This window comes from Faecalibacterium sp. I4-3-84 (assembly GCF_023347255.1).
Classification (GTDB): Bacteria; Bacillota; Clostridia; order Oscillospirales; family Ruminococcaceae; genus Faecalibacterium; species Faecalibacterium taiwanense.
In genome coordinates this window covers 3,026,550-3,052,663 of sequence record NZ_CP094466.1, presented here as the reverse complement: position 1 = coordinate 3,052,663, position 26,114 = coordinate 3,026,550, and the positions used below count along the sequence as shown (strand labels likewise).

Annotated in this window: 27 protein-coding genes, 1 tRNA gene and 1 pseudogene; 1 reads left to right on the top strand and 28 read right to left on the bottom strand. The window is 56.2% G+C overall.

All coding sequences use genetic code 11. The features are described from left to right. Position 1: 1 nt before the first annotated feature. The 24 genes and pseudogenes from MTP41_RS15160 to MTP41_RS15050 form a co-directional block, all read right to left on the bottom strand. Positions 2-649: a DUF6273 domain-containing protein gene (locus tag MTP41_RS15160; RefSeq protein ID WP_249235865.1), complete on the bottom strand. Its 648-nt coding sequence runs from the start codon at positions 647-649 to the stop codon at positions 2-4. A 2-nt stretch (positions 650-651) separates the two neighbouring features. Beyond that, positions 652-921 (bottom strand): hypothetical protein, encoded by a 270-nt coding sequence (locus MTP41_RS15155; protein WP_120081136.1) that lies wholly within the window; start codon positions 919-921, stop codon positions 652-654. After that, the gene (locus MTP41_RS15150; RefSeq protein ID WP_249235864.1) at positions 914-1,543 is read right to left on the bottom strand and encodes a hypothetical protein; all 630 of its coding nucleotides are present in this window, start codon (positions 1,541-1,543) and stop codon (positions 914-916) included. The genes MTP41_RS15155 and MTP41_RS15150 overlap by 8 nt, the downstream gene beginning before the upstream one ends. Continuing rightward, the gene (locus MTP41_RS15145) at positions 1,540-1,728 is read right to left on the bottom strand and encodes a hypothetical protein (RefSeq protein WP_112148771.1); all 189 of its coding nucleotides are present in this window, start codon (positions 1,726-1,728) and stop codon (positions 1,540-1,542) included. The genes MTP41_RS15150 and MTP41_RS15145 overlap by 4 nt, the downstream gene beginning before the upstream one ends. Before the next feature lie 299 nt (positions 1,729-2,027). Continuing rightward, positions 2,028-2,153, bottom strand: coding sequence for a hypothetical protein (locus MTP41_RS15610; RefSeq protein WP_256466453.1), 126 nt, complete (start codon positions 2,151-2,153; stop codon positions 2,028-2,030). A gap of 13 nt (positions 2,154-2,166) precedes the next feature. Then, a pseudogene (locus MTP41_RS15140) lies at positions 2,167-2,723 on the bottom strand (MT-A70 family methyltransferase). Then, positions 2,720-3,076 (bottom strand): hypothetical protein, encoded by a 357-nt coding sequence (locus tag MTP41_RS15135; RefSeq protein WP_158401838.1) that lies wholly within the window; start codon positions 3,074-3,076, stop codon positions 2,720-2,722. The pseudogene MTP41_RS15140 and the gene MTP41_RS15135 overlap by 4 nt, the downstream one beginning before the upstream one ends. Positions 3,077-3,078: 2 nt before the next feature. After that, positions 3,079-3,627 carry a 3D domain-containing protein gene (locus tag MTP41_RS15130; RefSeq protein WP_249235863.1) on the bottom strand — a complete coding sequence of 183 codons (549 nt, stop codon included), beginning with the start codon at positions 3,625-3,627 and terminating at the stop codon, positions 3,079-3,081. Then, positions 3,624-5,105 (bottom strand): DNA cytosine methyltransferase, encoded by a 1,482-nt coding sequence (locus MTP41_RS15125; protein ID WP_249235862.1) that lies wholly within the window; start codon positions 5,103-5,105, stop codon positions 3,624-3,626. The genes MTP41_RS15130 and MTP41_RS15125 overlap by 4 nt, the downstream gene beginning before the upstream one ends. A 302-nt stretch (positions 5,106-5,407) precedes the next feature. Next, positions 5,408-5,545 (bottom strand): hypothetical protein, encoded by a 138-nt coding sequence (locus MTP41_RS15120; protein ID WP_249235861.1) that lies wholly within the window; start codon positions 5,543-5,545, stop codon positions 5,408-5,410. A gap of 478 nt (positions 5,546-6,023) precedes the next feature. Continuing rightward, positions 6,024-6,533 (bottom strand): hypothetical protein, encoded by a 510-nt coding sequence (locus tag MTP41_RS15115; RefSeq protein ID WP_112148769.1) that lies wholly within the window; start codon positions 6,531-6,533, stop codon positions 6,024-6,026. Further along, complete coding sequence (locus tag MTP41_RS15110) at positions 6,530-7,084, bottom strand: HD domain-containing protein (RefSeq protein ID WP_112148768.1); 555 nt, start codon at positions 7,082-7,084, stop codon at positions 6,530-6,532. Before MTP41_RS15110 ends, MTP41_RS15115 begins: the two co-directional genes overlap by 4 nt. A 16-nt stretch (positions 7,085-7,100) precedes the next feature. Beyond that, positions 7,101-7,376, bottom strand: coding sequence for a hypothetical protein (locus MTP41_RS15105; protein WP_112148767.1), 276 nt, complete (start codon positions 7,374-7,376; stop codon positions 7,101-7,103). Further along, positions 7,366-8,085, bottom strand: a complete 720-nt coding sequence (locus MTP41_RS15100; RefSeq protein ID WP_249235860.1) for a DNA methyltransferase — start codon at positions 8,083-8,085, stop codon at positions 7,366-7,368. The genes MTP41_RS15105 and MTP41_RS15100 overlap by 11 nt, the downstream gene beginning before the upstream one ends. Before the next feature lie 3 nt (positions 8,086-8,088). Then, entirely contained in the window at positions 8,089-8,337 is a 249-nt protein-coding gene (locus MTP41_RS15095) for a helix-turn-helix domain-containing protein (RefSeq protein WP_249235859.1), read from the bottom strand. Between the two features lie 110 nt (positions 8,338-8,447). Continuing rightward, entirely contained in the window at positions 8,448-10,043 is a 1,596-nt protein-coding gene (locus tag MTP41_RS15090; protein WP_249235858.1) for a peptidoglycan D,D-transpeptidase FtsI family protein, read from the bottom strand. 117 nt (positions 10,044-10,160) lie between these two features. Further along, on the bottom strand, positions 10,161-11,804 hold the full coding sequence (gene groL, locus MTP41_RS15085) for a chaperonin GroEL (RefSeq protein WP_097777868.1): 1,644 nt from the start codon (positions 11,802-11,804) through the stop codon (positions 10,161-10,163). A gap of 52 nt (positions 11,805-11,856) precedes the next feature. Then, complete coding sequence (locus MTP41_RS15080; protein WP_005937287.1) at positions 11,857-12,144, bottom strand: co-chaperone GroES; 288 nt, start codon at positions 12,142-12,144, stop codon at positions 11,857-11,859. A gap of 253 nt (positions 12,145-12,397) precedes the next feature. Further along, positions 12,398-13,393, bottom strand: a complete 996-nt coding sequence (locus MTP41_RS15075; RefSeq protein WP_249235857.1) for a diacylglycerol/lipid kinase family protein — start codon at positions 13,391-13,393, stop codon at positions 12,398-12,400. Positions 13,394-13,525: 132 nt separating this feature from the next. Further along, positions 13,526-15,301 (bottom strand): InlB B-repeat-containing protein, encoded by a 1,776-nt coding sequence (locus tag MTP41_RS15070; RefSeq protein WP_249235856.1) that lies wholly within the window; start codon positions 15,299-15,301, stop codon positions 13,526-13,528. A gap of 205 nt (positions 15,302-15,506) precedes the next feature. Continuing rightward, positions 15,507-17,807: an ATP-dependent Clp protease ATP-binding subunit gene (locus tag MTP41_RS15065; RefSeq protein ID WP_249235855.1), complete on the bottom strand. Its 2,301-nt coding sequence runs from the start codon at positions 17,805-17,807 to the stop codon at positions 15,507-15,509. A gap of 138 nt (positions 17,808-17,945) precedes the next feature. Continuing rightward, positions 17,946-18,209: a TIGR03905 family TSCPD domain-containing protein gene (locus MTP41_RS15060; protein ID WP_005937268.1), complete on the bottom strand. Its 264-nt coding sequence runs from the start codon at positions 18,207-18,209 to the stop codon at positions 17,946-17,948. A gap of 91 nt (positions 18,210-18,300) precedes the next feature. Next, entirely contained in the window at positions 18,301-19,158 is an 858-nt protein-coding gene (locus MTP41_RS15055) for a PHP domain-containing protein (RefSeq protein ID WP_118526966.1), read from the bottom strand. Between the two features lie 64 nt (positions 19,159-19,222). Further along, positions 19,223-21,490 (bottom strand): hydratase, encoded by a 2,268-nt coding sequence (locus MTP41_RS15050; RefSeq protein WP_371288191.1) that lies wholly within the window; start codon positions 21,488-21,490, stop codon positions 19,223-19,225. A gap of 283 nt (positions 21,491-21,773) precedes the next feature. Between MTP41_RS15050 and MTP41_RS15045 the strand changes: the two genes are divergently transcribed. Continuing rightward, a tRNA-Leu gene (locus tag MTP41_RS15045) sits at positions 21,774-21,857 on the top strand. A gap of 51 nt (positions 21,858-21,908) precedes the next feature. Here the strand turns inward: MTP41_RS15045 and MTP41_RS15040 are convergent. From MTP41_RS15040 to MTP41_RS15025, 4 genes are all read right to left on the bottom strand, one after another. Further along, the gene (locus MTP41_RS15040; RefSeq protein ID WP_249235854.1) at positions 21,909-23,426 is read right to left on the bottom strand and encodes a nicotinate phosphoribosyltransferase; all 1,518 of its coding nucleotides are present in this window, start codon (positions 23,424-23,426) and stop codon (positions 21,909-21,911) included. Between the two features lie 224 nt (positions 23,427-23,650). Beyond that, on the bottom strand, positions 23,651-25,165 hold the full coding sequence (locus MTP41_RS15035) for an IMP dehydrogenase (protein WP_005937254.1): 1,515 nt from the start codon (positions 25,163-25,165) through the stop codon (positions 23,651-23,653). Between the two features lie 32 nt (positions 25,166-25,197). Further along, positions 25,198-25,731, bottom strand: a complete 534-nt coding sequence (locus tag MTP41_RS15030) for a hypothetical protein (protein ID WP_249235853.1) — start codon at positions 25,729-25,731, stop codon at positions 25,198-25,200. After that, on the bottom strand, positions 25,704-26,000 hold the full coding sequence (locus MTP41_RS15025) for a hypothetical protein (RefSeq protein ID WP_249235852.1): 297 nt from the start codon (positions 25,998-26,000) through the stop codon (positions 25,704-25,706). The genes MTP41_RS15030 and MTP41_RS15025 overlap by 28 nt, the downstream gene beginning before the upstream one ends. Between the last annotated feature and the right edge of the window lie 114 nt (positions 26,001-26,114).

Sequence of the window (26,114 nt, the reverse complement as noted above, 5' to 3'; positions counted from 1 at the left end):
ATTAGCCCTCCGTCCGGCTCTTGATTTCGGCCAGCAGGTCATCCAGCGGAACATCGGAAAGCGAAAACCCGGCCTCTCTTTCGTCCTCGACAGAGACCAAGAGTGCAGAGGAAAAGCACAAAACGGGGCGAACACCATAGGAGTAGTTGTACCAGTCGCCGCTGCTGGAGCCATCCGAATTGACGTACCAGACGTAGTCGGTGTAGTAGGTGTACGGAGAGCAATTCGGCGTACCGTAAGGCGTTGCCAACCACCACGGCGCATCTACCTTTGGGATCAGCCGCCAATATTTTCCGTACCCGCGCAGGGTCAACAGGCCAATCCTCACTTCAAAGATTCCGTATTCGTTCTGGCCGGTCGTGTCCTGAAGGTCGATTCTGAGCGGAATGAATGTACTCAGCGGAGTGCCGTTCTTTGTAAACTCTGCCAGGCAGTTACCCAGATATGGCATAATCTCGCTCCGGCGCAGATCGTTGGGGCATTCCGGGTCGTCGCCGTCGCGGAACGGCATTCTCGTCCAAATGTCCTTTGCCAGTACAAGGCAGCCGTGTTCGTCCGCATCCAGCTTCACAAACTCCTTGCCCAGCGCTCTGAAGATGCCACCATTTTTCACATCACCCAAGGTTACACTTTTCAAAATCTTGCTCATCGTTATTCCTCCACTAAAACCACATTGGCCCAGCTGGTCTCGTATGTTTTCCCGTCAATCGTGACTTTCACGATACGATCATTGTGTGCAAACGAACTTACCTTGTCCGCCCGTCCTTTGTCCAGTAAAGTGCCGTCCGGCAGGTAAACATATACCGTCTTGACCGGTTTTTCACCGCTTGCTGTGCCCTTGACTGCTTCACACCCAGTCAGTGTTACGCACAGCGCGGCAGTGCAGGTGGACAAAGCCAGCAGTTCCAAAGTCTTACGCATCGTTTTTGTCCTCCTGCTCGCTCAAGTCCTCTACATCGGCAACATCCTTTGTCTTTTTCACCATATCTGCAAGCTCACGCAACCCAGACTTTGCCAAAGGTTCCAGCTTTACAGGAAGTACCGCACCGCGCACCACCATACCGTCTTTGATAACATAGTAGCGGCTACCACTTGCCATCTTTCGGGCGCAGTATTTGAAATATCCGCTCTTTCGGATCTCGTCCGCCACCGGCATGATCTGCTTTGCATCCACAAAACCGACCGTTCCCGAAACAGGCTCGATCATTGGAACCAGTTCACACCCGCAGTACCGGATACCGATTCTTCCGGTCACGCAGTCCATTTCTCCGTCTGCCGTGTCGTCCAAATCCATCCCTTCGATGTGATGGAGATCATCCGGGCAGTCATTATCAAACTCGATGTCTGCCCATTCCTTTTTGCTGATGCCCAGGAGGGTTGCCAACTCACTTTCATTTTGTGCCTTCGGAAATCCGGTCAGCGGGAAGATTGCCGTTTTGGTTCCAATGTACAAATCATAGGTTCTGCAATCGTCATAGAACACTTTGTAGAGTTTACAGTACCCATCTGCCTTAATGAGCTTTGCGATTGCTGCCAGCTTCATTTGCTTCTCCTTTCAATTTCGATAGCCTGAACTTCAAACTTTTCGTACTCCGGGTAATGATTCTCGGCCTGCTCCTTGGCTTTTTCAACAGCCTGTTCGGCGCTGTCCGCATCCAGCCGGTACGGCAGCCAACCCGGCCACCCACCAGCACCGGTCGCTTTCAGCAAAATGTAGTACCTCTGCATCGGTGTGTTCTCCTTTCAGTTTTGGGCAATCCCGGAGTTGAACCGGGCCGGGCCTGTTCCCATGCTCACAAAAAAGGCCGCCGCAGCGGGCGGCCTGTGTCAGGAGTTGTGCGACCTTATTTTCAAAATTTTCTTTGCTTCCTCTGCGTGGAGAAGGACGCTGTCCCGGCAGGTCATACCCGGTTCTTGCAGCTCATAGAGTTTGCACTCTTTCGTGCATCCCTTACTGCCTTTTCAGGCCTGCTCATTACACGTTATAAATCGTTCGGACAGAATCCGTGTCAGCGTTTCATTGTCCATCATGCCACCAGATACAGCCAAAGGAATTTAATCAGTGCGGCCGGCACAAAGAAAATCAATGCTGCCCACAGTGCCACAGCCGCCAAAGCCATCAGAATGCCCAGCGTTTTTACAAGTCCTTCCATACTTTTCCTCCAATTACTCAAGTTCATCTCCCCACGCATCCCATCCGGTTGCGTGCTGGCGGGCAAACAGTTCGATTCTCGGCACATCGCCCAGCAATTCCACAATACGCTGTCTGGCTTCATCCGGTTTTACGCTGTGCGCTTGTATAGGGGATTCGATTACCTGGTGCACTGTATGGCTTTTGACCAATGCTTTTGCCTTGAATCCCGGCGTCACTCCCAACAAGCAAACCTCTGCATTTGCACGAGTGTAAGCACCCATTCCATAAAAGTTTCCGCCCGACTTGTATTTTTTGATCCAGACGAATGCCGCCGTTTTGTATGTAAAGCCCCATGCGTCCATAACCTTCAGCGCATCTGGGATGGTTGGGAATGTCGCCCACATGAACAGCGCGCATCCCTGCCCCCCCCCGCAAGCTGGCGAACGGGCAATGCGCAAATGTCCTCAACGGTCATTGTGTGGTAGTGCTGCGCTGCGTTCCCGCGGCTTTTTGGTCCAGTTCCATGCTGGCGGTAACTCCACGGCGGATCTGCGTAGATCACCGCGTACTTCTTTTCCGGCAGTTTCATTTCTGATTCTCCTTGAAGCATTTATCGCTTCGCAAAATGCAAGTCTGATCTGCAATCACTGCCCGATCATCCCAGTATTCGTTTGCCCCCACTTTTCTGGTGTCGTTCCTGAAGAACTCTTTCCAGGAAGGCAAGTTCTCGTTGACTGCATCAAAATGCAGTCCCCACCTTTCGCAGGCGGCAACGGCTTCTTCCAATTCTTTTCCTTGTCTGCAAGTCCAGAGGATCAGCCCGGCGCCCTTAGCTTGCTGTTTCTTGGCTTCGTCAATAATGTGCAGAATCGGCTTTCCGATGTTCGGGTACTCATTCGTGCATAAGCATCCATCAAAATCAATGGCGATTGCTTTCTGCATTTTTACTCCGCCTCCTGGATGATCCAAACTCTGTGCTGTCCGTAGCCATCCCAGTTCAGTGCATCTTTGTGGCTGCCGGAAACGGCAACATCCAGATGCTTTCCTTTTACGCTGGCTCCGGTATCCTGAACGATCCGCACTCCTACATCCTCGATATAGAGGACAGTCCCAAACGGGAACACGTCCGGGTCTGCCGCCACCGTCACATCAGCTTCCACGGGGGCACCGCTGGCTGTGATCCCGGTTCCTGTTCCGCAGATGTGCTCTCGCTTTTCGGTGCAATAGGCTGTACAGAGAAAATCTCCAGCATCTTCAACCAGCAGCTTCCCATCCAGCCGGTCCCGTGCTTTCAGAGAATCCCGCAAGGTATCTGCATACCCGGCAACTTCGCCTGCCGCGCCTTTCCAGTCCTCGTACATGGACTTGTAGATATCCCTCTGTGTTTCCAGATCCGTGATCCGGTTCTGCATCAGAGCGGCTTTCGTGCAGCTTGCAAGTTCCGCCGCAAGAAGCGCCGCAATGATTGCCTTGCTTATCGTTTCTACCTTCACGTCTTTTCGTTCCCTTCTGTTTTGTCGAATGTGATTGGTGCGTGCCCATGCTCTTGTGCTCGGAGTGTTCCGGTCATCCCATGCGTAACTTCCATGAAACCGCCGCCCTGGTCATTCAGCACCGTATTTCTTAACTCAAATAGCGTCTGATCTTGGTGCGTTGCCAATGTTGCCGAAAGTTCTTCTTGGACAAGCGGTCCCTTTCCTCCGCCGTCACATCCGCTGCGGATCTTCATTGTGTAGGCTTCCCGCTGCCTCCCCCCCCCGCAGGGTTTTGTTGCCACCATTCGATCATGCCATGAATAGCAGTCAGTAGTAAGTCCTGTAACTTCTTCCCCCTGCGGGATGCACGGTTCAAAATTCCATTCAGTGCCTTTTCGCTCAAAAACGACCACTCCGGCGGATTCTCTACGAGTATCGCAGACAGCATATACTCTGCGCCGGCGCTGGGGGATTCCCCACCATTGAGCATTGACAATTCGATAGGCAACAGCTCCGTAGTTTGCGAAGCCCCCCCACTTGCCATGTTGGAGAATAGACTGATCTGCTCTACCTCCGGCAAACTCTCTGAGGTGTAGTAATTCGTTGAGGACAACTTCAAAATCCTTTCCTTTGTTCGATGACAGGGCACCGGGCACATTTTCCCAGATGACGAACCGTGGATATTTTCCGCCGGTCGCCAGCAGCATTTCCCAGATAATGCGTATTGCCTCCCAGAACAATCCAGATTTGGCACCGTTAAGTCCGGCACGTTTTCCTGCAATGCTCAAGTCCTGACATGGGCTTCCGAACGTTATGATGTCAACCGGTTCAATCAGAAAGCCCTTGATGTCCGTAACGCTTCCAAGATGCTTCATGTTCGGCAGATGCGTCTTTGTAACAGCAATGGGGTACGGCTCTACCTCGCTTGCCCAGACCGGATGCCCGCCGCACATTGCGGCGCACAGCGGCATTGTTCCGCTTCCATCGAACAGGCTTCCCAGCTTTATTTCTCCGGGCGGCTTTCCCAGTTCGCGGAACGCGTTCTTTACAAAGAACAATGCGTTTGGTAGCGCCATTCCGTTGCCCCACATTGCGTACTCTGCCGCCCTGCTGTGCAGGCCATCATGCCAGCGCATCAGGGCACGCCTGCCTTCTTCGCTGTCTGCCTGCATCATCTTCCGGTTCGGCTTTTTCCCCTTGATCTCGCAGTCCTTTGTGTAGACCTCACGCCAGAACGGCAGTTCCCGCAAGTCGGTCAGTGGTTCAATTTCTGCCCATCCGTCCGGGAAGCCTTGCAGTCTGCCACACTCCATCGGAATCAGTCTGCGCACGATCCAGTCCGGCGTTTTTCTTTGGGCAACTTCCGGGCCGCTTGATGTGCCATCATTTTTCTTCGTGAGAGTAGCCGCAGTGTTTCCAATAACGGCTCCGTTGTAGAGGTCGATGCCGACCGTATTTTCAGGCAGCGGTTGGAGCACCGGATTTATGTAGTTCAAACTCCATCCTCCTTCTCCCTTTGCCTGAAGTGTTCCGCTGACCTCTCCACCAAGACAGTGATGTCTTGCATCGTAGGCAACGGCGTGCCGGTCCACCGTGTTCAGTGTGAACGAAGCGTTTTCTCTTACTCCGCATCCGTTCTGATTGGTATTCCGGTCAACGAAATTTCCAGCCATACAGTACGCCCCGGCCACGATAGGCGCTTCATGATCGCACGTTAGGCATGGGCAAGTTTCGTTCAGTGTGTCCGCCGATGCCTGACCGGATGCTCTGCAAATTACCGGCCCGCTTTCACAGATTTTCATTCTGCCCCCCCGCTGACCAGAATCGCCTGCGATCTCATAGCCGATGCACTGTTCAGCAGTGAGGGTGCCACACCATCCACGCTGTAAACTCTTGCACCTTGCGGAAATTCCGGTGTCAGACATTCAAGTTTCATTTCGCTTTCCTCACTTTTTCTTGCACGGACGACCAGCATCGAACTGGTACTCCTGCTCATGGGGGATTAGGTCAGAAGCAGGTTCATCCATTATGCGTCCGCATATCAATCCTGCCCGGCAAGAGAGTACCGGGCAGGGCGGCCGTTGCAGTGGCCTACCGCTTTTGTCCTGGGCGGATCAAACAGGGCATTTCTGCGCTCATGCTGCGGCGCACCCATTCCCGTCAGCTCCATGCGGGTGCGTCTTTCGCGGAAATGGCAGCCCGGTCTTTCACCGGGCTTGAACGGAAAGGAGGACGCTGCTGTACAGCACCATTCCGCTATGCCGGACGGCTGATTTCCTGACCGTACCGTCTTCCATGGAAAACTCAACTCGGCGCATACAGGGTCCGGCCCTGCTTGCAGCGCTCAATGCCTAGAAAAAGCGCCATGCGCCATATAAAAGCAGCCCCGCTTCTGCGGTGCAGGGCTGCTTATTTCACGGTTGAGAAGAACCATGCTTTGTATCAGCGGTATTGTTTTTCTCGTAGTGCTCGCACTCCACGTTGTAACCACTGCAAGGCGCGCACCGGGCTGTGGTTATCTTGAATGTGTGCTTGCACTGTTCTTCAGTACCCTTTTGTTTTCCCTTGTGCAGGGATACTCTGGTATGTGTACTTCTTGCCAAGCTCTTGATCTTCCTTGCTTTATATAAATAGATGTTTCGGCCCAAAGGCTTTGGGTTTCGACGCTTGTCCTGCACCGCTTCCCAGCGCACCGGTGGATTGAAGTTTTTCCGCAATTTCATCCAGATTTTGAAACTGCTGAAGTCGCTTTCCCATGTTCCGAATGTTTCATCCATCCACTTGAACATTTCTTTTACGGCTTCTGGCAATTCAAATTTTCCATCACATAGGGGTCCCGGCACTTCCTCAACATCCGGCATGGTTGTCGGCAGTTCTATTCGCTCACCATTCGGAAGATCATAGTAGGCGGTGCCTCTGCTCACTCTTCTACCTCCATGATGTGCGTTGCGATCATGTCAGCCATGTGCAGGCACAGGGCTTCCGGGCAGCGGTCGTATACTTTGCTGAGCGTTCCCCAGTCCTGCTCTCCGCTATATGCTCCCATGTGCCACCTGATTGCCAGGGCTTCCGTGTCGGTCAAGAAAATCCAGTCTTTGATAATGCTGACGGATGCTTCACCGTGTCCCATCAAGTGACTATCTTCATAACGGTAACTGCCATCCGGCTTTTTGATGTACTGCCCAGCCTTGCAAACGTCATGGAGTAACGCGGCGGTCAAGACTGCGCCCTTATTGCATTTTGCAAACTGCGGCATCTTGTCGCACAATTCCAGGGCAGCTCTTGCCACATTGAGAGAATGCAGCACCAGACCGCCGGGGACATTCAGGTGATGCTTCGCGCTGGCCGGGGAATTGTAAAAGTCCAGTTCTTCCAGCACCCGCATCAGTGCCATACCGCCGCGCCTACCCTCAATAGCCCGTACCAAAAGGCTGTTGAACTGGTCTTTCAGCGAGATTCTTGTTGCTTCATCCATAGGTCGTTCCCACCTCTCAATCCCAGTCCCGGACTTCATTGTTCCAGTCATAAGCCTTTTTGACCAAAGTGTCCAGCAACACCGGCACTGCCCATGCAACGGCAATGAGATCTGGGTTGTAATTGATTTTGAACAGCCAGCAGACACCCCAGATCAGGGTTGAAAAAATGCCATACAGCACGCCGAACACCAGCAGGCTTTCTCCCAGGTGCAGCGCATCGCGGCGAAAGCGTCGCCAGTTGAATGTCTTGTTGAAGTTGTTGATTGCTCTGTGAAGTTTTTCAAGAATCATTTTTCTTTCCCTCCATGTGAAACAGGCTTGTTTGACTTGTGTACTCAGAAAACCGTTCTTCTTCCAACTGGAAATAGAACGGATCAATTTCAAATCCGATAAAGCCAAGCCCTGCCTCATATGCCGCTATGCGGCTACTTCCGCTTCCGAGGTGGGTGTCAAGGATCTTCTGCCCTGGCTCTGCATAGTTTTTGAAAATCCAGTCATAAAGAGCAACCGGCTTCTGCGTTGGGTGGATTCGCTTTTCATTCAAGCTCTTGTTTCCCTGCATGGTGTCGCCTTCTGTGATGCTTTTTCCCTGCATCATGCCGGACCACATATACCGGAACATTCTCACTGAGGAAAACAAATTTGTCGCCGCAATCTCGCAATCTGAAAAGCTAGAATTTCCATTGCACTTGTCCCACACGATCCGTCCGGTAGCAAACTGGTAGTCAAAATAGTTGCATCCCCATACAATATAGTGGCGGCACACTCGAAACAGCTCCCTGAAATACTCCGGCTCTGGTTTACTCCAAGCAGGAGAGACGGGGTAGTCACGGTGTACGCCTATTTTGCTGACTTTGGATCCGTAAAAGCCTCTGCGTTCCGGGCCAGAGAAATACGGCGGATCCACAACCGCCAGATCAAAATAATTATCCGGGAACAGTTCCATTGCTGGCAGGCAGTCCACATTGTAGCAATGGTTCAGCTTGAACACTTCTCCCATGCCTTACTCCGCCTGGCAATCCGCCCGATACCTGAGCCGCTGCTTTGCGTTGTATAAGCGTTGCTGCCCAAGCTCTGCACTATACCCTGCGCGGCCATTGGCATCCATCTTTCCAGTGTCGCCGCGCTTCAGTTCCTTATAGATGGTGGAATAGTTGAAGCTCATCGCCCTGGCAATTCCGGCAACGCTCTGTCCAGCATTGTACCGAGCTTCCAGCGCCTTGCGGTCATCCTGCGTCATGTGTTTTGCCATTCCTGTTCCCTCGCTTTCCTGAAAAATGCGCAAAAAAAATAACGCAAGAGAATCCGCTAAGATTTCTCTTGCGTTTTCTCTTGCGTTTATTTTACAAATTCAGCGCGTTTTTATGCCAGAAGGTCCAGCATTGCGCACAGCCGGGCAAAGATGGCGGCGCTGGAATGTTCCGTGCTCACCTGCCCGTCCTGCAGCACCACAATGGTGTAGCGCGGCTGCTGCGCCGGGTAAAACCCTGCGAACCACAAGTTTTTGCGTTCCGTGCCATCCGGTGTGAACTGCCCGGTCTGAGCGGTACCGGTCTTGCCGCCAGCCCCTTCTTCCAGCCAGGCAGCATCCTGTGCGGTGCCCTCTTCCACCACCTGCTGCAGCATTTTACGCAGGAGCGCTGCATTTTCCGCACTCATCACCCGCCTTGACTGCGGATGTGCAAGCGTTTCCAGCGGCGTACCGTCAGTCTCATCCACCGAGCCACACACGAAGAAAGGCGTGCGGTACACCCCGCCGGAAGCAATTGTGTTCATCATGGCGGCGATCTGTACCGGTGATGCCAGCAGACCGCCCTGCCCAAAGCTGAAATTTGCCAGCTGGCCGCTCTGGGCAAGCTCCTCGGCAGACGGCAGCTTTCCGGCATCGGCGTGCAGCGCACCTGCCACCGGCACCTCCTGCCCGAAGCCAAGCTGCCGAGACATCTGCAAAAGCGTCTCTGCCCCCAGCTGCTGCCCCAGCCGGATAAAATAGCCGTTGCAGCTTTTTTCCAGAGCCGCAGTCATGTCCACCGTTCCGTGCGGAACACCGCCTGCGCAGCGGAAGATCTGTCCATCCACCACCACCGCACCGGTGCATTCGTACTCCGGCAGGATGCCCTGCTCCAGCGCTGCCGCAGCCAGCACCGGCTTGAACACTGAACCCACAGCATAGCTTTCCAGTGCGCGGTTCAGGAACGGACTGTCCGGTGCATCCAGACTTGCGGCAAGGTCATCCGGGTCATAGCCCGGTACGCTGACGCTGGCGCGAACCGCAGCAGTGGCCGTGTCCAGAACCAGAATGCAGCCGCTGGTCATGGTGTCTGCGGCCACCGCTTCGGCGGCACGCTGCACCGGGCGGGAGATCGTCAGCTGCACGCCAACCGCACTGCTGTCCTGCCGGGTGAGCTGCGGTGTTTCCCCGGCCCGCAGCCGTCCTTGTGCTGTGACCGCGCACACCAGCGTGTCATGCTCCTTTGTCCCGGCCAGCTGGCTGTCCAGCGCCTTTTCCAGCCCGGCAGTGCCGCGGCCTTCTGCATCCAGATAGCCGATCAGATGCTGGCACAGCGGAACTTCTGCGCAGCGCCGTGCCGTTGCAAAGCAGCGTATGCCGCGCCCGGAAAGGTCGCGGTCCACTTCCAGCAGAAACGGTGCGGAGCGGTTGCGGTTCCGGTACAAAAGTGCCTGCCCGGCACTGTCCGTAAATGCATACAGGCGTGTGTAGTTGTTTTCGCCCGGGAAGCAGAGGACAAGATACCGCGTTTCCAGCCCGGTGAGAAGCAGGCCGCTGTGATCGTAGAAACTGCCCCGCCGGGCAGGCAGCGAGAGCCGGACCGTGCTCTGCGCTTCGGCCCGGGCAGCATAGGTATGGTTCTCTGCCAGAAAATACAGGCGGCACAAAACCACCGCAAACCCCAGCAGAACAGCTGCATGCAACGCCAATACCCGTTTGCCGGACATCTGCTCACCCCTTTTTGATAGAGTGGGCTGCATCTGTGGTTTCTATACAAAAAGAGACGGGGTCTCCGAAGAGATCCCGTCTCCATAAGGTACTTATTGAGTAAGCACGTCTGCTGCTTAGTACATGCCGCCCATACCGCCCATGTCACCGCCTGCAGCAGCGGGTGCAGCAGGGGGTTCCGGCAGATCAGCGACCAAGCTTTCGGTGGTCAGCACCATCTCAGCGACGGAGGCTGCGTTCTCCAGAGCGGAACGGGTGACCTTGGTGGGGTCAACGATGCCAGCAGCGATCATATCGTCCACAAAGACCTCGTTCTGAGCATCAAAGCCGTAGTTGGGCTTGTTGGCAGAGATGATCTTGTCGATGATGACGCTGCCTTCCAGACCGGCATTCTTAGCGATCTGGCGCAGAGGAGCTTCCAGAGCCTTCAGAACGATCTTGGCACCGGTGCGCTCGTCGCCCTCCAGCGTGTCGCACAGCTCACGCACAGCGGGGATCGCATTGATAGGAGCAGTGCCGCCGCCAGCAACAACACCTTCCTGAACAGCAGCCTTGGTTGCGTTCAGAGCATCCTCGATGCGCAGCTTCTTGTCCTTCATCTCAACTTCGGTAGCAGCGCCGACCTTGATGACGGCCACGCCGCCAGCCAGCTTTGCCAGACGCTCCTGCAGCTTTTCACGGTCGAAATCGCTGGTAGCGGCCTCGATCTGGCTGCGGATCTGAGCGATGCGGGCTGCGATGGCGTCCTTATCGCCTGCACCGCCAACGATGGTGGTGTTCTCCTTGGAGACCTTCACCTGACGGGCATGGCCCAGCATCTGGACGGTAGCATCCTTCAGCTCATAGCCCAGATCGGAGGAGATCACGGTGCCGCCGGTCAGGGTTGCGATATCCTGCAGCATTTCCTTGCGGCGGTCACCAAAGCCGGGAGCCTTGACAGCGCAGACGTTCAGGGTGCCGCGCAGGCGGTTGACGATCAGAGTGGACAGAGCCTCGCCCTCAATGTCCTCAGCAACGATCAGCAGTTTCAGACCGTTCTGCATCACCTGCTCCAGCAGAGGGACCAGATCCTGAATCACGCTGATCTTCTTATCGGTAATCAGGATGGCGGCGTTGTCCAGATCAGCCACCATCTTGTCGGTATCGGTGACCATATACGGGGTGAGGTAGCCGCGGTCGAACTGCATGCCTTCCACGATCTCGTTGTAGGTCTCAGCGGTGGTCTTGTTCTCCTCAATGGTGATAACGCCATCGGAGGTGACCTTCTCCATAGCCTCGGCGATCAGACGGCCGATCTCGGGGTCGCCTGCAGAAATGGTGCCGACGCGGGCGATATCGTTGCTGTCCTTCACCTTCTGGCTGTGAGCCTTGATGGTCTCAACAGCCTTGGCAACAGCCTTGCTCATGCCGCGGCGGATATCCATGGGGTTTGCACCGGCGGTGACATTCTTCATGCCCTCGGTGACCATGGCCTGTGCCAGAACGGTTGCGGTGGTGGTGCCGTCGCCTGCTGCGTCGTTGGTCTTGGTAGCGACTTCACGCACCAGCTGTGCGCCCATGTTCTCGAACTCGTCCTTCAGCTCGATCTCCTTGGCAATGGTCACGCCATCGTTGGTGATGACCGGTGCACCGAACTTTTTGCTCAGCACCACATTGCGGCCCTTAGGGCCCAGGGTGATCTTAACGGTGTTTGCCAGGGTATCGATACCGGCACACAGTGCCTTGCGGGCATCCTCGCCCTGCTTGATCTGCTTAGCCATAATCAAATCGCTCCTTTAAAGCTCAATTTTCAAATATCAGAGGGGAAACCGCTCAGTCCTCAACGACTGCCAGGATATCGCCCTGACGGACGATGGTGCACTCTTCGCCGTCCACCTTGACCTCGGTACCGGAGTACTTGCTGGTGAGGACCTTGTCGCCGACCTTCACAGTCATCTTGACTTCCTTGCCGTCCACAACGCCGCCGGGGCCGACAGCGATGACCTCAGCCACCTGAGGCTTTTCCTTAGCACTGCCGGTCAGGATCAGACCGCCCTTGGTGGTCTCCTCAACCTCAACAGCCTTAATGACAACACGGTCTGCAAGAGGAATGATCTTCATAGTTCTTGCCCTCCTATAGTAAAAATATAATTTAAAACTTTGCTGTGTCCAAAGGGCCTCATGTTGGCTCTTTGATTCTTTAGCACTCCATTTCTCTGAGTGCTAAGTGTATTGTACTCATCTTGACCCGAAAAATCAAGACCTTTTTTGCTTCTTTTTGTTAAGAATTTATGACAGATGAAAAAATCAGCCGTACAGCGAAAAAGAGACAGCTTTCTTCTTGGACAAAAAAGCTGTCTCTTCTTCTGGTTTTTCATGTTCGGCCTGCACTCTGTGCCGTTCTCTGCGCTGCAAAGCGCTCAAAAGCAGGCTTTGGCAGAAGGATGCGCCCTGCCAGCGGCTGTACCTGTACAGTGATCTGCTCCTTGGGTGCGCATTCACCGTCTGCCGTGGCAACGATCGGCCCGCGGCCATCCGCAGCGCGCAGGCTCACCTGCTTTGCGCGGCGGTAAATGAAGTACGGCTCTGCAGCCCTGACGAGCTGACCGTTCTGGAAGTGCTTGCCGCTCTTGTACATTCCCAGCAGCTTTGCAATGGTCACGCGGCTCACCTTGCGGATGATATATACATCCAGCCAGCCGTCGTCGGGCTGTGCTTCCGGCGCTGCATAGAAGCCGCCGCCATAGGTGCGGCCATTGCAGATGGCACACATCAGGCAGTCCACATCCAGCGTTTCACCATCGATGGTGTACTCCACCCTGCGGCCAATGTGTCCGCACAGCTGTTCCACAATGGAAAGCACATAGGCCATCTCGCCGCCGCACAGCGGGATGCGCCGGAACTTCGGGATGCCGTAGGCAACCTGCGCATCCAGACCGGCAGCGCAGATGGTGGCCGAAAGGCCAAGGCTGGTCTGCATCAGATCGATGCTCACCGGCCCACCGGCCAGCTGGGCATCCAGATCCAGAAACTCTTCCTTTGTACCAAAGGTGCGCAGAAAATCGTTGCCGCTGCCAAAGGGCAGACAGCCCACGGCTGCATTTGTATAGCCATAGATCCCGGTGAGCGCTTCGTTGAAGGTGCCGTCGCCGCCGGCAGTGAAGACCCGCAGTTCTTCCCCGCTCTGCCGGGCCTGCTGCGCAGCGGCATTGGCCAGCTCCCGGGCATGACCGGCGTGATTTGTGACCTGAATGGTATACTCTTCCGGCGCAAGCCCTGCACGCGCGGCGGCAGCATTGAGCTGCTGCGGCAGCGTACGGGTGCAATCGGCCTTACCGGCAGTTGGGTTCAAAAGAAATAATGTGCGCATGGACTTCCTCCTGCAATTCTGTTGCTTCTATGATAACAGAAAACCAAAAGGATGCAAGAGCCAATCTCACAATGTCCCTGCCCCGTACGCACAAAAAAGGAGCGGATGTCTCCGCTCCCTTCGGGGGGATGTTTACTGTTTGGGGAATGCCTTATTCCATGTCTGGATGACCTTGAATTTCGGGGTCCATCTGTCGGGATCGAAATCCGCATCCAAATAGCCCTGCTCCACGCACCACTGTGCAGCTTTGGCTGTTTCGGGGTCCGTCATATTGGCAAAGGCAGAAGCATTTTCCGGTTCCGGAAAGCCCGCCGTCTGCCAGACCAGTTTTGCCAGCTGGGCCTGATTTTTGGGGATCGCCGCGCCCTCGGGCAGAAGATCCTGCAGCATCAGTTCCGTGATGATGGTGTAGCCGCCAAAGACAGCAGCACCTGCAACAGCTGCTGCCACAAGAGCCCCTGCGGCATCGGAGCTGTCACCGCCCGCACTGGAATCATCCGGGATGGGGTCCGAGATGTCCGGGATGATGGTCAGGCTCTCGTTCAGGCTTACGGCGGCATTTTCATAAGCAGGCGCTTCTTCCAGTTCTTCGCCGTCCAGCACCACAGTGTAGCCCGCGCCTTCGGCCTGCTTATAGGTCAGTTTTAGTTCCAGAGGAGAGTTCCCGGTTTTATTTTCCAGCCTCAGCGTACCGGCGCAATCCACATTCAGATCTGTTCTCCTCTCCTGGGAATCAATATCGACGCTTACATTGTTTGCACCGGAAATATGGACGGAATTTCCCAGTTCACCTTTGACCTTGATGTTCGGATTTTCGTTGCCTTTGAAATCCACCGGAATCTCAAGATCGCCCTTAAGATCGACCGTGTATGTCTTGCTTGCAGAGTCATAGGAAACGGTCATGTTTGACATGCCAGCCGGATCCTGCGGAGTATTATCCGGGGTAAGCAAACCGCTACCGGTGTAATATTCCCAGAACACCGTCGGTTCGCTGCCGGTGTAAAGTTCCCAATTCGCCGTCACTTCCACCGCATGGTCTGGCATGGTAAAGAAAAAGGCCGTATCTGTCGGGTCATCGGTAGTTTCTACGTCAGCCGGGAAAAACCAGCGGTTGAATTTCAGGCCCTTTTCTGGCCGGGAGCTTTTCACCCATACAGTTTCACCTTTGTAAAAGGTCGTGTTATTCTCAGAGTTATCGAGTTCTCCTCCATGCACTGTTACCGGGTAGGCAGGTGCTTTCCGGACGCTGATATAAGCTTCCGAAGGATACCAACTGCGCCATACGCAAGGATGGATACGGCTTTCAAACTGTTCCGTTTCTCTGTTGCTGCCGACATAAATCGCCTTTTCGCCACTACTAGAAGAAACGCAGACCGATATCCGATCACGGATCGCCTTGCCACCCTCACCCGTTGCGATCAGGGTCAGATCACCGCTGATATCGTCAATATCCGCTCGATCTGCCACCATGGTTTCACCGGTTATGGTCACGTTGTGTGCACCGGCCACGGTCAGTTTTCCGCCGACAGCTGCGCCGCTTTCTGTTTTCATCACTACATCAACTTCACCCGCAGCGGTAGGATTTACCTTAATCGTCAGATCGCCGGCAACTGCCTGCAGGATCGTCAGGGTGCTGGCATCCGTGCCGCTTGTAAACTGAATCGGGATATTATCGACCACGGTACTGTTGACAAGCACCCTCTGGCCGTTGACGGTGATACCGGTATCTCGCCCTTCATCTTCCTCGCTCAAAGCGGCAGTACCGTTCGTCAAATTTACCATATCTGCCGCAGCGGCATTGCCCGTTCCGTCCGGGGCCGCAGCCAATGTTGGCAGTGTCACCGACAGTATCATGGCCGAGGCCACAACTGCCGCCGAAGCGCGCTGGATAAGCTTGTGCAATTTCATACAGATTTCTCCTTTTTTGTTCCGTTTTATTTACGGGGGGGGGGTATGCTTTGAGGGAAGCATACCACATTTTAACAAAAAATGGAACAAAACCTGCGTGAATCGCGCCAAAAGCTGCGTGAATTGCTTCCGCCCGCCCCCTGCAGACAAAAAATACCGCCCCGGGTCTTGTAACTCAGGGCGGTCCTTTTGAGCTTCAGATGCTTTACAGTGTTGCGGTTTCGTCCTCCCGCAGGACGATAGCACCATCCGCCGAGCAGTCCGCTGTCCAGTGCTGGCCCACGCAGGCCGTGCCGGATGCGATCTGATCCGCAAGTGCCTGCTCCACTGCCCTGTCCACTGCGCGGCGCAGTTCTCTGGCCCCGTAGGCAGAGCGGGCCTTTGCTGCCAGCGCCTGCCCTACCCGCGGTGTGTGATGCAGCTGGTAGCCGCTGCGGGCGGCACGCTGCTCCAGCTGGCACAGCATTTTTTCGGCAATGGCGCACAGGCTGTCGTCGGCCAGCGGACGGAATACGATCATCTCGTCCAGACGGCCTGCCAGCTCTGGCCGGAACCACTTTTTTGCCTCCTCAATGGCCTGCGCAGACTGCTTTTCAAACACGGCTTCGCTGCCCGCCGCAAAGCCCAGCGGCGTGCTCTGACCCGCCAAAAAACGTGCGCCGAGGTTTGAGGTGAGCAGTACGATGGTGTTGCGGAAATCCGCCTTGCGGCCCATGGCATCGGTCAGCTGGCCATCTTCCAGTATCTGCAAAAGGATGTTCTGAATGTCCGGGTGTGCCTTTTCGATCTCGTCAAACAGCACCACACTGTAAGGGCGGCGGCGCACTGCTTCGGTCAGCTGTCCGCCCTCGTCATGGCCCAGATAGCCCGGCGGCGCACCCAGCAGCCGGGCAGCGGTGTGCTGCTCCTGATACTCCGACATATCAAATTTGAGCAGGGCTTTTTCGCTGCCGAACCAGCTGACCGCCAGCGCCCGGGCAAGAGCCGTTTTGCCCACTCCCGTGGGGCCAAGAAACAGCATGGCACCCATGGGCCGGCCCGGCTCGCCAAGACCGGTGCGGCTGCGCCGGATGGCACCTGCCACCGCAGCCACAGCCCGGCTCTGGCCCACGATCTCGGCGTTGAGACGTTCTTCCAGCTTGTCCAGTCGTTCCCGCTCCTGCTCACCTACCCGCTCCACCGGCACACCGCTGGCCTGCGCCACCACATGGGCGATATCGTCCGGCATCAGCGTGGGCTTTGACTGCTTTGCCTGCTCGGCCCGGATGCGTGCCGCCGCACAGGCTTCGTCCACAAGGTCGATGGCCTTATCCGGCAGAAAGCGCCCCGGCAGATACCGCACCGAAAGCTCCACCGCAGCCTGCAGCGCTTCCGGCGGAAGGCAGACATTGTGGTAGCGCTCATAGCGCGGCGCAAGCCCGTTGAGGATATCCAGCGCCTGCGCGGGCGTAGGCTCCTCTACCTGCACCTTGCCGAAACGGCGTTCCAGTGCGGCATCCTTCTGGATGTGGGTGCGGAACTCTTCGGTAGTGGTAGCGCCGATAATTTGTATCTCGCCCCGGGCCAGCACCGGTTTTAAGATGCTGGCTGCATCGATGGCACCCTCCGCTGCACCGGCACCCACGATGGTGTGGAACTCGTCCACGAACAGGATGGAGCTGCCGTCCCGCACCAGCTCTTCCAGCAGGTTCTTGAACCGCTCCTCAAAGTCACCGCGGTATTTGGTGCCCGCCACAAGGCTGGCCATATCCAGTGCCAGCAGACGGCGGCCCTTGAGCGCACGGGGCACACGATCCGTGGCAATGCGCTGGGCCAGCCCTTCGGCAAGGGCGGTCTTGCCCACGCCCGGCTCCCCCACAAGGCAGGGGTTGTTCTTCTGACGGCGGCATAAGATCTCCACCATGCGATCCAGCTCTGCTTCTCGGCAGAACACCGGGTCCAGTTCCCGTTCCGCAGCACGGCGGGTCAGATCCCGGCAGTACTTATCACTGGCGCGGCTGCCGCGCGGCGCACTGACCGTGGTCCGCGTCTGATACGGCAGTACGAACTGCCCGGACAGCTGGCGGCATTCCCGCACGGCATCTGTGAGCTGCACGCCCATGGATGCCAGCAGGATGCCTGCTGTGCAGCCGTCATCCTCCAGCATGGCGCAGAGCAGATGTTCCGGCTCGGCCCGGTTCAGGTGCGCGTTCTGTGCCCCGATGATGGCGTAATCCATGGTGCGCTTGAGGTCCGGCGCAAGAGCGTAGCGGTCCAGATGCAAAGCCGGTGCGCGGCGGCTCTCGGCCAGCTGACGGCGCACCTCTGGTTCCCGGATCTGCTTGCCCTCCAGAAACCGTGCTGCCGCCCCGTGATCCTGCTGCAGGATCGCCAGCAGCAGGTGGCCGGTATCGGCTTTTTCGCAGCCAAGGTTCCCGGCAAGCTCCACCGCACTGCGCAGCAGCTGATCCGACTCGTGCGAAAAGCCCTTGTACCCGCCAAAGCCAAGTTTTTCCCAAATACTCATTTGCCCGCTCCTTGCTGATGAAATTCGTTTTCACAAGAAGTATAGCCCCGAAGCACAGAAAAAAAACATCTCTTTCTGTCGGGATGGGAAAACAAAAAGGAGATACCCGCAGGCATCTCCCCTTCGCTGTTTGATTTTTCAGTCCATTTCGGCCAGAGCCTTTTTCAGGTTCTTGGCGATCTGATCCGGGCAGCTGGTATTGCGGAAACCGCAGAGCGTGCCCTCCATGCGGTCGATCACATCTTCGGCCTTCATGCCCTTGACCAGACGGCAGATGCCCTTCAGGTTGCCGTTGCAGCCGCCAATGACTTCCATAGACGCAATGGTGTGGTCATCGTTCAGCACAAAGTTGGTCTGCTTGGAACAGGTGCCGCTGTTCGGGAAGCTGAATTCCTTGCTCATAGTTCAAAATCCTCTCTTTTTGACAGAAATCCCGACGAAGATCGTCTGCTTCTATTATAGAGCAGCGTGTCGGAATGTCAATGTGACCGGGTCACACATCAATACCGCGGCGCTTGTGGGCCAGCTCCAGAATGCGGGCCACCTGATCGTCTGCCGTGGTACAGGTACCCACCGGGTGCGGCACCTTGTGGTTTGCACCGTGGAAGTCCGTACCGCCGGTATGGATCAGCCCATACTGCTCACACAGAGCAGCACACTCGGCCCTGTCCTCCGGGCTGTTGCGGGGGTGCTCCACCTCAATGCCGTCGATGATGCCCTCTTTGGCAAGCTGACGCACCAGCGGCATGCTCTTGTAAACGGTCGGGTGTGCAAATACCAGCACCGCACCGGCAGCTTTCGCCGTGGCGATCACTTCCTGCACCGAGGGATACTTTACCTGATGCAGCACCACGCCGCGCGGCTCCCAGCCAAAGAGATAACTGTACAGCTTGCCGTACACAGCATCGCACAGCCCCAGCTGGTGCAGCGCTTCCATAATGCCGCTTTTGAACAGCACACCGCTGTCCTTTGCGTATTCCAGCGCCTGTTCCGTGCGGAACTGCGGGTACAGCGCTTCGATCTCCTTTGCGCTTTGCAGGCCGCACTCGTTGCGGCGCTGGCGCAGGATGTCGCAGTGCTCCTTCAGTTCCCGGCTTTCCGGGTCCGGGAAGTAGCACAGCAGGTGCACGCGATGCCTATGCTCATGGTCATAGCCGGTCAGCTCGGTGGCCGGAAGCAGGCGCACGCCGTCCTGCACAGGGTGCTCATAGCAGTAGTTCACGCTGAGCAGGGTGTCGTGGTCGGAAATGGCCATGGTGTCCAGCCCCGCACGCGCCGCCATGAGCGGCAGGCGGTGGATGGGTACAGAGCCATCGGAACAGGTGGAATGGTTGTGAAGATCGCCGGGCATGGAAAACGAACCTCCCAAGAAAGCCAGAGAAAGGCTTCCCCCAAAGAGGAAGCCTTCTATCATATCAGTGCTTATAGAAATTGATCAGGCAGCCGTCGGCCAGGATCTTGCGCTCGTCGGCGGTCAGCGGGGCCATGTACAGGCTGAACTCTTTTGCAGTGTCGCCCAGCACATAGGCCTTGATGTCCTGCAGGTCGCCCTTGAGGGCCTCGCGGACATTCGGGATAAAGACATAGTCGCCCAGACCGAAGGGCGTTGCGCCCACCAGCTGCAGCGGCAGCATGCCCCAGTTGATGAGGTTGGAGCGGTAGCGCTTGGTGGCGTACTCGGTAACGATGTTGGCACCGGCCCCCAGCACACGCTGGCAGCTGGCCGCCTGCTCACGGGCAGAACCATCGCCGGGCTTGACGGCAAAGATGGTGGATGCGATCTGCACATCGTTCCAAGTCAGGTTTTCGCAGCCGGGCACCTTGTGCAGCTGGGCCAGCACCTCGGCGCTGCCCTCGCCTGCACGGCGGGCCTTTTCTTCGGCCTGCACGGCCTTGGCACGGCCCACATACTCCGGGTCCTTGCGGCTGAGGGTGAACTCGGCCAAGCCCAGAGGATTGGAACGGTAAGACGAAGTCTCACCGGAGGGGATCAGCTCGTCGGTGGTGGTGACAGGGTCGGTGATGTAAGATGCCACCTTCAGCAGCAGGTTATCGCCCAGCGGTGCAATTTCGGGCCAGTCCTTGATGTTGGGGCCAAGCTTGAGCAGGGCATCGTAATCGCCCTTGCCAAAGCCCTGATACACGCGGGTATCGTAGCTGGAAGGATCGTACTGATACTCCGGCACGGTGGGATCATAGTCGATATCGGTAGCCGGGGTCAGAATGCCGCCGTTGGCCGTGGTGGCCGCAATGCTGCGGGCATCCATCAGTGCCACACCGGAAAGCTGGCCGTTGCCGGGCTTGGAGCCTTCGCGGCTGGGGAAGTTGCGGGTGGTATGGCGGATAGACAGCGCGCCGTTGGCGGGCACGTCGCCTGCGCCGAAGCAGGGGCCGCAGAACGCAGTGCGGACGGTGGCACCGCTGGCCATCAGGTCGTGGATGACTCCGGTGCGCACCAGTTCCATCATGATGGGCTGGCTGCCGGGATACACGCTCAGGGCGTAGTCACCGCAGCCGCCGGTGTGGCCCTTGAGGATGGAGGCAGCTTCATAAATGCTGTCGTACAGACCGCCTGCACAGCCTGCGATCACGCCCTGATCCACACGCAGTTTACCGTTTTCGATCTTGCTGCACAGGTCAAGGCTGACATCCTTGCGGCCGATCAGCTTCTGCACATCCTGCTCGCAGGCATGGAGAATATCCTCAAGGTTTGCGTTCAGCTCTTCAATGGTAAATGCATTGGAGGGATGCATGGGCAGTGCGATCATGGGGCGGATGGCAGAAAGGTCTACCTCTACCACACCGTCGTAATAAGCAAGGTCGGCCGGAGCCAGCTTCTTATAGTCGGCGGCACGGCCATGCACCGCAAGGAATTTCTGCGTCGTTTCGTCGGTTTCCCAGATGGAGGACAGGCAGGTGGTCTCGGTGGTCATGGCATCGATGGCGTTGCGGGTATCCTGACGCAGGGACGCAACGCCGGGGCCGACAAACTCCATCACCTTGTTTTTGACATAGCCGCTCTTGAACAGCTTGCCCACCAGCGCAATGGCCACATCGTGCGGGCCGCAGCCTGCAGGCAGAGAGCCGGTGAGATAAATTGCAACAACACCCGGACGAGCCACATCGTAGGTGCGGCCCAGCAGCTGCTTTGCCAGCTCGCCGCCGCCCTCACCAATGGCCATGGTGCCCAGAGCACCGTAGCGGGTGTGGGAGTCCGAGCCAAGGATCATCTTGCCGCAGCCCGCAAACTTTTCGCGCATGTACTGGTGGATGACCGCCAGATGCGGGGGCACAAAAATGCCGCCGTATTTTTTGGCGGCGGACAGGCCGAAGCGGTGGTCGTCCTCATTGATGGTGCCGCCCACGGCGCAAAGGCTGTTGTGGCAGTTGGTGAGCACATACGGAATGGGGAATTTCTCCAGACCGGACGCACGGGCCGTCTGGATGATGCCCACAAAGGTGATGTCATGGCTGGCCATGGCATCGAACTTGATCTTCAGGTTTTCGGCATCGCCGCTGGTGTTGTGGGCCTGCAGAATGCTGTAGGCCATGGTGCCGGTCTTTGCGTTCTCGATGGCTGCGGCATCAAAGCCCTTTGCTGCCAGTGCGGCGCTTGCTTCGCCGTCTGCAGGCACCCATTCACCGCGGGCATAGTATGCGCCGCCGGTGCTGCACTTGATCATATCCAACATCTCGATTCGCCTCTCTTTTTGTATTTCCCGCCCGCCCTATCTTGCGGGCACTGCCCCAGCAGAGCGGTACGCTGCCCGCTCTGCCCTCTTCTGCCGCGCTGCCAAAGCACGCGGCTACGGCCCGGAAAACCGTATCTGAAGGTTATTATACCATGAAACCACGGAAAGAAAAAGCACTTTTTACAAATGAATCGTGAATGGAGGATGAAGAGACGGGCTCCGTGCTTTTTCTTGACAAAGAAGCCATTCTATTGTATTATTATTAGCGTTGTATGCCGCTGTGGTGAAATTGGCAGACACGAGGGACTTAAAATCCCTTTCTGGAGACAGAGTACGGGTTCAACCCCCGTCGGCGGCATAAAAAGACCCCCCCAAGCTTACGCTTGAGGGGCTTTTTATTTTGCTTATTTTACACCTTGCCGCCGTGCAGCTCTGCGTACATCTTGGAACGGCACTCGGCCACAGCCGGGGTCATGTTCACATAGTGCTTATGCGGGCACTCCAGACGCAGTTCGCTCTCCCAGGTCTCCTCGGTGAGCTGCTTTGCAATGTAGGCCTTCTTCTCTGCGATCGAAGGCAGCTCAATGGCCAGCTGACCATTCAGCACATGCGGCACCAGCAGCTTTTTGACCTTGGTGGGGGTAATGGTGACGGTGCGCTCGATGGCATCGGAGTCCAGATTGACCATCGTGACGGGCTTGCCCGCCTCGATGACTTCATCATCCATGGCGATCAGGTCACACTGGGCCTGACCATTTTCATCGTAGAGGCGCCACGGCATCTTCTTGCCCGGAATGATGGCCTTGCTGGCGGAATCCGAGCACTTCATCTTGGGAGTGTAGCTGCCGTCCGGCTGCTTGACCGCCACCAGCTTGTACACCCCGCCGAACACGGGGTCGGAAGCAGAGGTGATCAGGTTTTCGCCCACGCCGTAGGAGTCAAAATGAGCGTGCTCATACAGCTCCATGTTGGCGATCTTCTTTTCATCCAGACCATTGGAAGCCACCAGCTTGATGTAAGGCTTACCGGCCGCATCCAGTGCCTTGCGCAGGCGCTTGGAGCCGCGGGCCAGGTCGCCGGAGTCGATACGAGCGCTCTTGACGCGGCGGTTCGGGTCGTTGGGGTATTTCTCGATGAGGTAATCGTCCAGTTTAATGAGGTTGGGCAGACCGCTCTCCATGATATTATAGGTGTCCAGCAGCAGACTGACCGAATCCGGGTAGGTATCGGCAAAGGCCTTGAATGCATCAAACTCCGTGGGGAAGAACTCGATGAAGCTGTGCGCTACGGTGCCCACAGCCTTGACCTCCGCGCCGAACTTCATCTCGGCCAAACAGTTGGCAGTGCCCACGCAGCCGCCCAGAACAGCAGCATATGCACCATCGTTGCCAGCGCTTTCGCCCTGCGCACGGCGGGTGCCGAATTCCATCACGCTGCGGGGCGTGTGGGTGTTCAGGCCGGTGACGCGGGTAGCCTTGGTGGCGATCAGACTGTGGAAGTTCATGGTCTGCAGCAGGTAGGTCTCGATCAGAATTGCGCCCACGAGGTCGCACTCGATGCGCACCATCTGCACATGCGGGTATGCCACCGTGCCCTCGGGCAGAGCGTACATGTCGCCCTTCCACTGATAGGCGCGCAGATACTCGCAGAATTCCTCACTCATGCCCTTGGTGCGCAGCCACCAGATATCCTGTGCATTGAAGTGGTAGTTCAGCAGGAAGCGGGTCAGCTTGCGCTGACCGGCGCTGATGGAGTAGCCCTGAGCATCCGGGTTCTTGCGGAAGAACATATCAAACACCAGCGTGGTGTCCTTGAATCCGTGCAGGAACAGGCAGTTTGCCATTGTAAATTCATAAAAATCCACGACCATTGCGGGGTTGTCGTAGTCCTCATCTGGAATATAAGGCACAACCTTGATTTCGTCCATGAACAGTATCCTCTCTTCTTTACACCCGGCAAAGGCTCCTTGCTGTCCCCTGCCGTTCTGACCTGTGGGAAGGTTTGCGCGCCTGCCTGTCTTGACAGTGCGTTTCTATCATGATATCACCAAACGCAGAGCGGTGCAAGCATTTTTGGAAAATCCCGGTCGATTTCCGGTAAGAAAAAGCCGCCCATACACAAACAGCACGGGCGGCTTTCGGAACAAACGTGTTAACCGTTGATGATATTGGGGGTAGCATTCTTCAGCACAACGTCGTGGCTGCCGCCCTCAACGATGGAGGTAGAGGAAACCACGGTCAGCTTTGCTTTCTGCTGCAGCTCCGGGATGGACAGAGCGCCGCAGTTGCACATGGTGCTCTTGACCTTGTACAGAGTGGTCTGCACACCGTCAGCCAGAGGGCCGGCATAGGGCACGTAGCTGTCCACGCCTTCCTCAAAGCTCAGCTTGCTGGAACCGCCCAGATCGTAGCGCTGCCAGTTGCGGGCACGGTTGGAGCCTTCGCCCCAGTACTCCTTCATATACTGGCCGTTGATGCGCACCTTATTCGTGGGGCTTTCGTCAAAGCGGGCAAAGTAGCGGCCCAGCATCACAAAATCCGCACCCATGGCCAGTGCCAGCGTGATGTGGTAATCGTGGACGATGCCGCCGTCGGAGCAGATGGGCACGTAGATGCCGGTCTCCTTATAGTACTCATCGCGGGCCTTTGCCACCTCGATGACAGCGGTAGCCTGACCACGGCCAATGCCCTTGGTCTCGCGGGTGATGCAGATAGAACCGCCGCCAATGCCGATCTTCACGAAGTCTGCACCAGCCTCGGCCAGGAAGCGGAAGCCCTCGGCATCCACAACGTTGCCTGCGCCCACCTTGACGGTATCGCCGTAGTGCTCACGGATCCAGCCGATGGTGCGGCTCTGCCACTCGGAGTAACCCTCGGAAGAGTCGATGCACAGCACATCCACACCGGCATCCACCAGTGCGGGCACGCGCTCAGCGTAATCGCGGGTGTTGATGCCTGCGCCCACCACATAGCTCTTGTTCTTATCCAGCAGTTCGTTGGCGTTCTTCTTGTGGGAGTCGTAGTCCTTACGGAACACCATATACTTCAGGTTGCCCTCGGCATCCACCAGAGGCAGGGTGTTGATCTTGTTATCCCAGATGATGTTGTTGCAATCGTGCAGGGAGGTGTTCTCCGGTGCAGTGACCAGCTTTTCAATGGGAGTCATGAAGGTGGTGACAGGGGCATCATCCGGGGTGTGGTTGATGCGGTAGTCACGAGATGCAACAATGCCCAGCAGCTTGCCGCTCGGAGTGCCATCGGCAGTGATGGCAATGGTGGAGTGGCCGGTGCGTGCCTTCAGCTCCAGCACATCGTGCAGGGTGGCAGTGGGGGCCAGATTGGAATCGGACACGACATAACCGGCCTTGAAGCTCTTGACGCGGCGCACCATGGCAGCCTCGTTCTCAATGCTCTGAGAGCCGTAGATGAAGGACACGCCGCCCTGACGGGCCAGTGCAATGGCCAGCTTATCGCCAGAGACCGCCTGCATGATAGCGCTGATCATGGGAATATTCATCTGCAGGGGGCACTCCTCCTCGCCCTTGCGGTACTTGACCAGCGGGGTCTTGAGGCTGACAGCCGTGGGGATATTCTCTGCAGAGGAATAGCCGGGGATCAGCAGATATTCACCGAAAGTGCGGGAAGGTTCTTTATAGAAATAAGCCATGTTCAAACTCCTTTTCTCTTAACGCATCAACATCAATCGGATTCATGTTTGCAACCTGTAAATTGATTGTATATACTGTACCACAAAGCCAGCCGGAATACAAACCCCCGCCGCGCCAAACTTTGTAAATGTCCTTTGCAGAAAAACAGGCAAATTGCCCACCAAAATGGCGTAAGGTCATACTTTCCCGCATGAGAAGCCGGTTTTGCGTGATTTATGGATGCAAAAAAGCTCGTCCAGAACGGACGAGCTTTTTTGCACACGAAGCGGGATACCGCCTGTGCGGCACATGGATCACGACTGTGAAGGAGAACAGCCGGAGGAGGAGAACCTGTGCCCGATATCCCAAAAAACAAGAAGAAAAAGATTTCACACTCAGCAGGGTCGTTCACCCTTGCTGTAACCATATTGTAACTCTTTTGAAACCATTTTGCAATAGGGTTTTGTAATTTTTCTGTAATTTCTTTTGTTAACTTTTTGTAGACACATACAAAACCCCTGCCAGAAAATTTCCGGCAAGGGCTTTGCAGATCATTCTTTATTTCCTTAATAGCACTTTTTTGCAAGCAGTGAAGCCTTCCGCTTTTGCTTTCGATAATGTAACCTTTTCCGGGTCTTTCATATTGCTGCAGGTAGACTTGCTGTGATATTTTTTGCCGCCGTGCGTTGGGACCCAGACCATCTGCTCCGTCTTTTTGCCGGCAGAAATGGTCTGAACGGCTGCAGTGGACGGCTTGCAGACCGCAGTCTGTACACTGGCGGCAGATGCTGCCGGGCACAGCAGACTGAAGCACAGTGCCAGAACGGCCGCAAGGACTCGGAGATGTTTTTTCATTTGTTTTATCCTCCTTTGGACAACGAGAAGGTCCTTCTAATAAAAGAGTACTCCCTGTTCCTCAGAGGATGCAATTCTCAAAATGCGCCGTTTTTTCTGCACAGGTGACGTTTT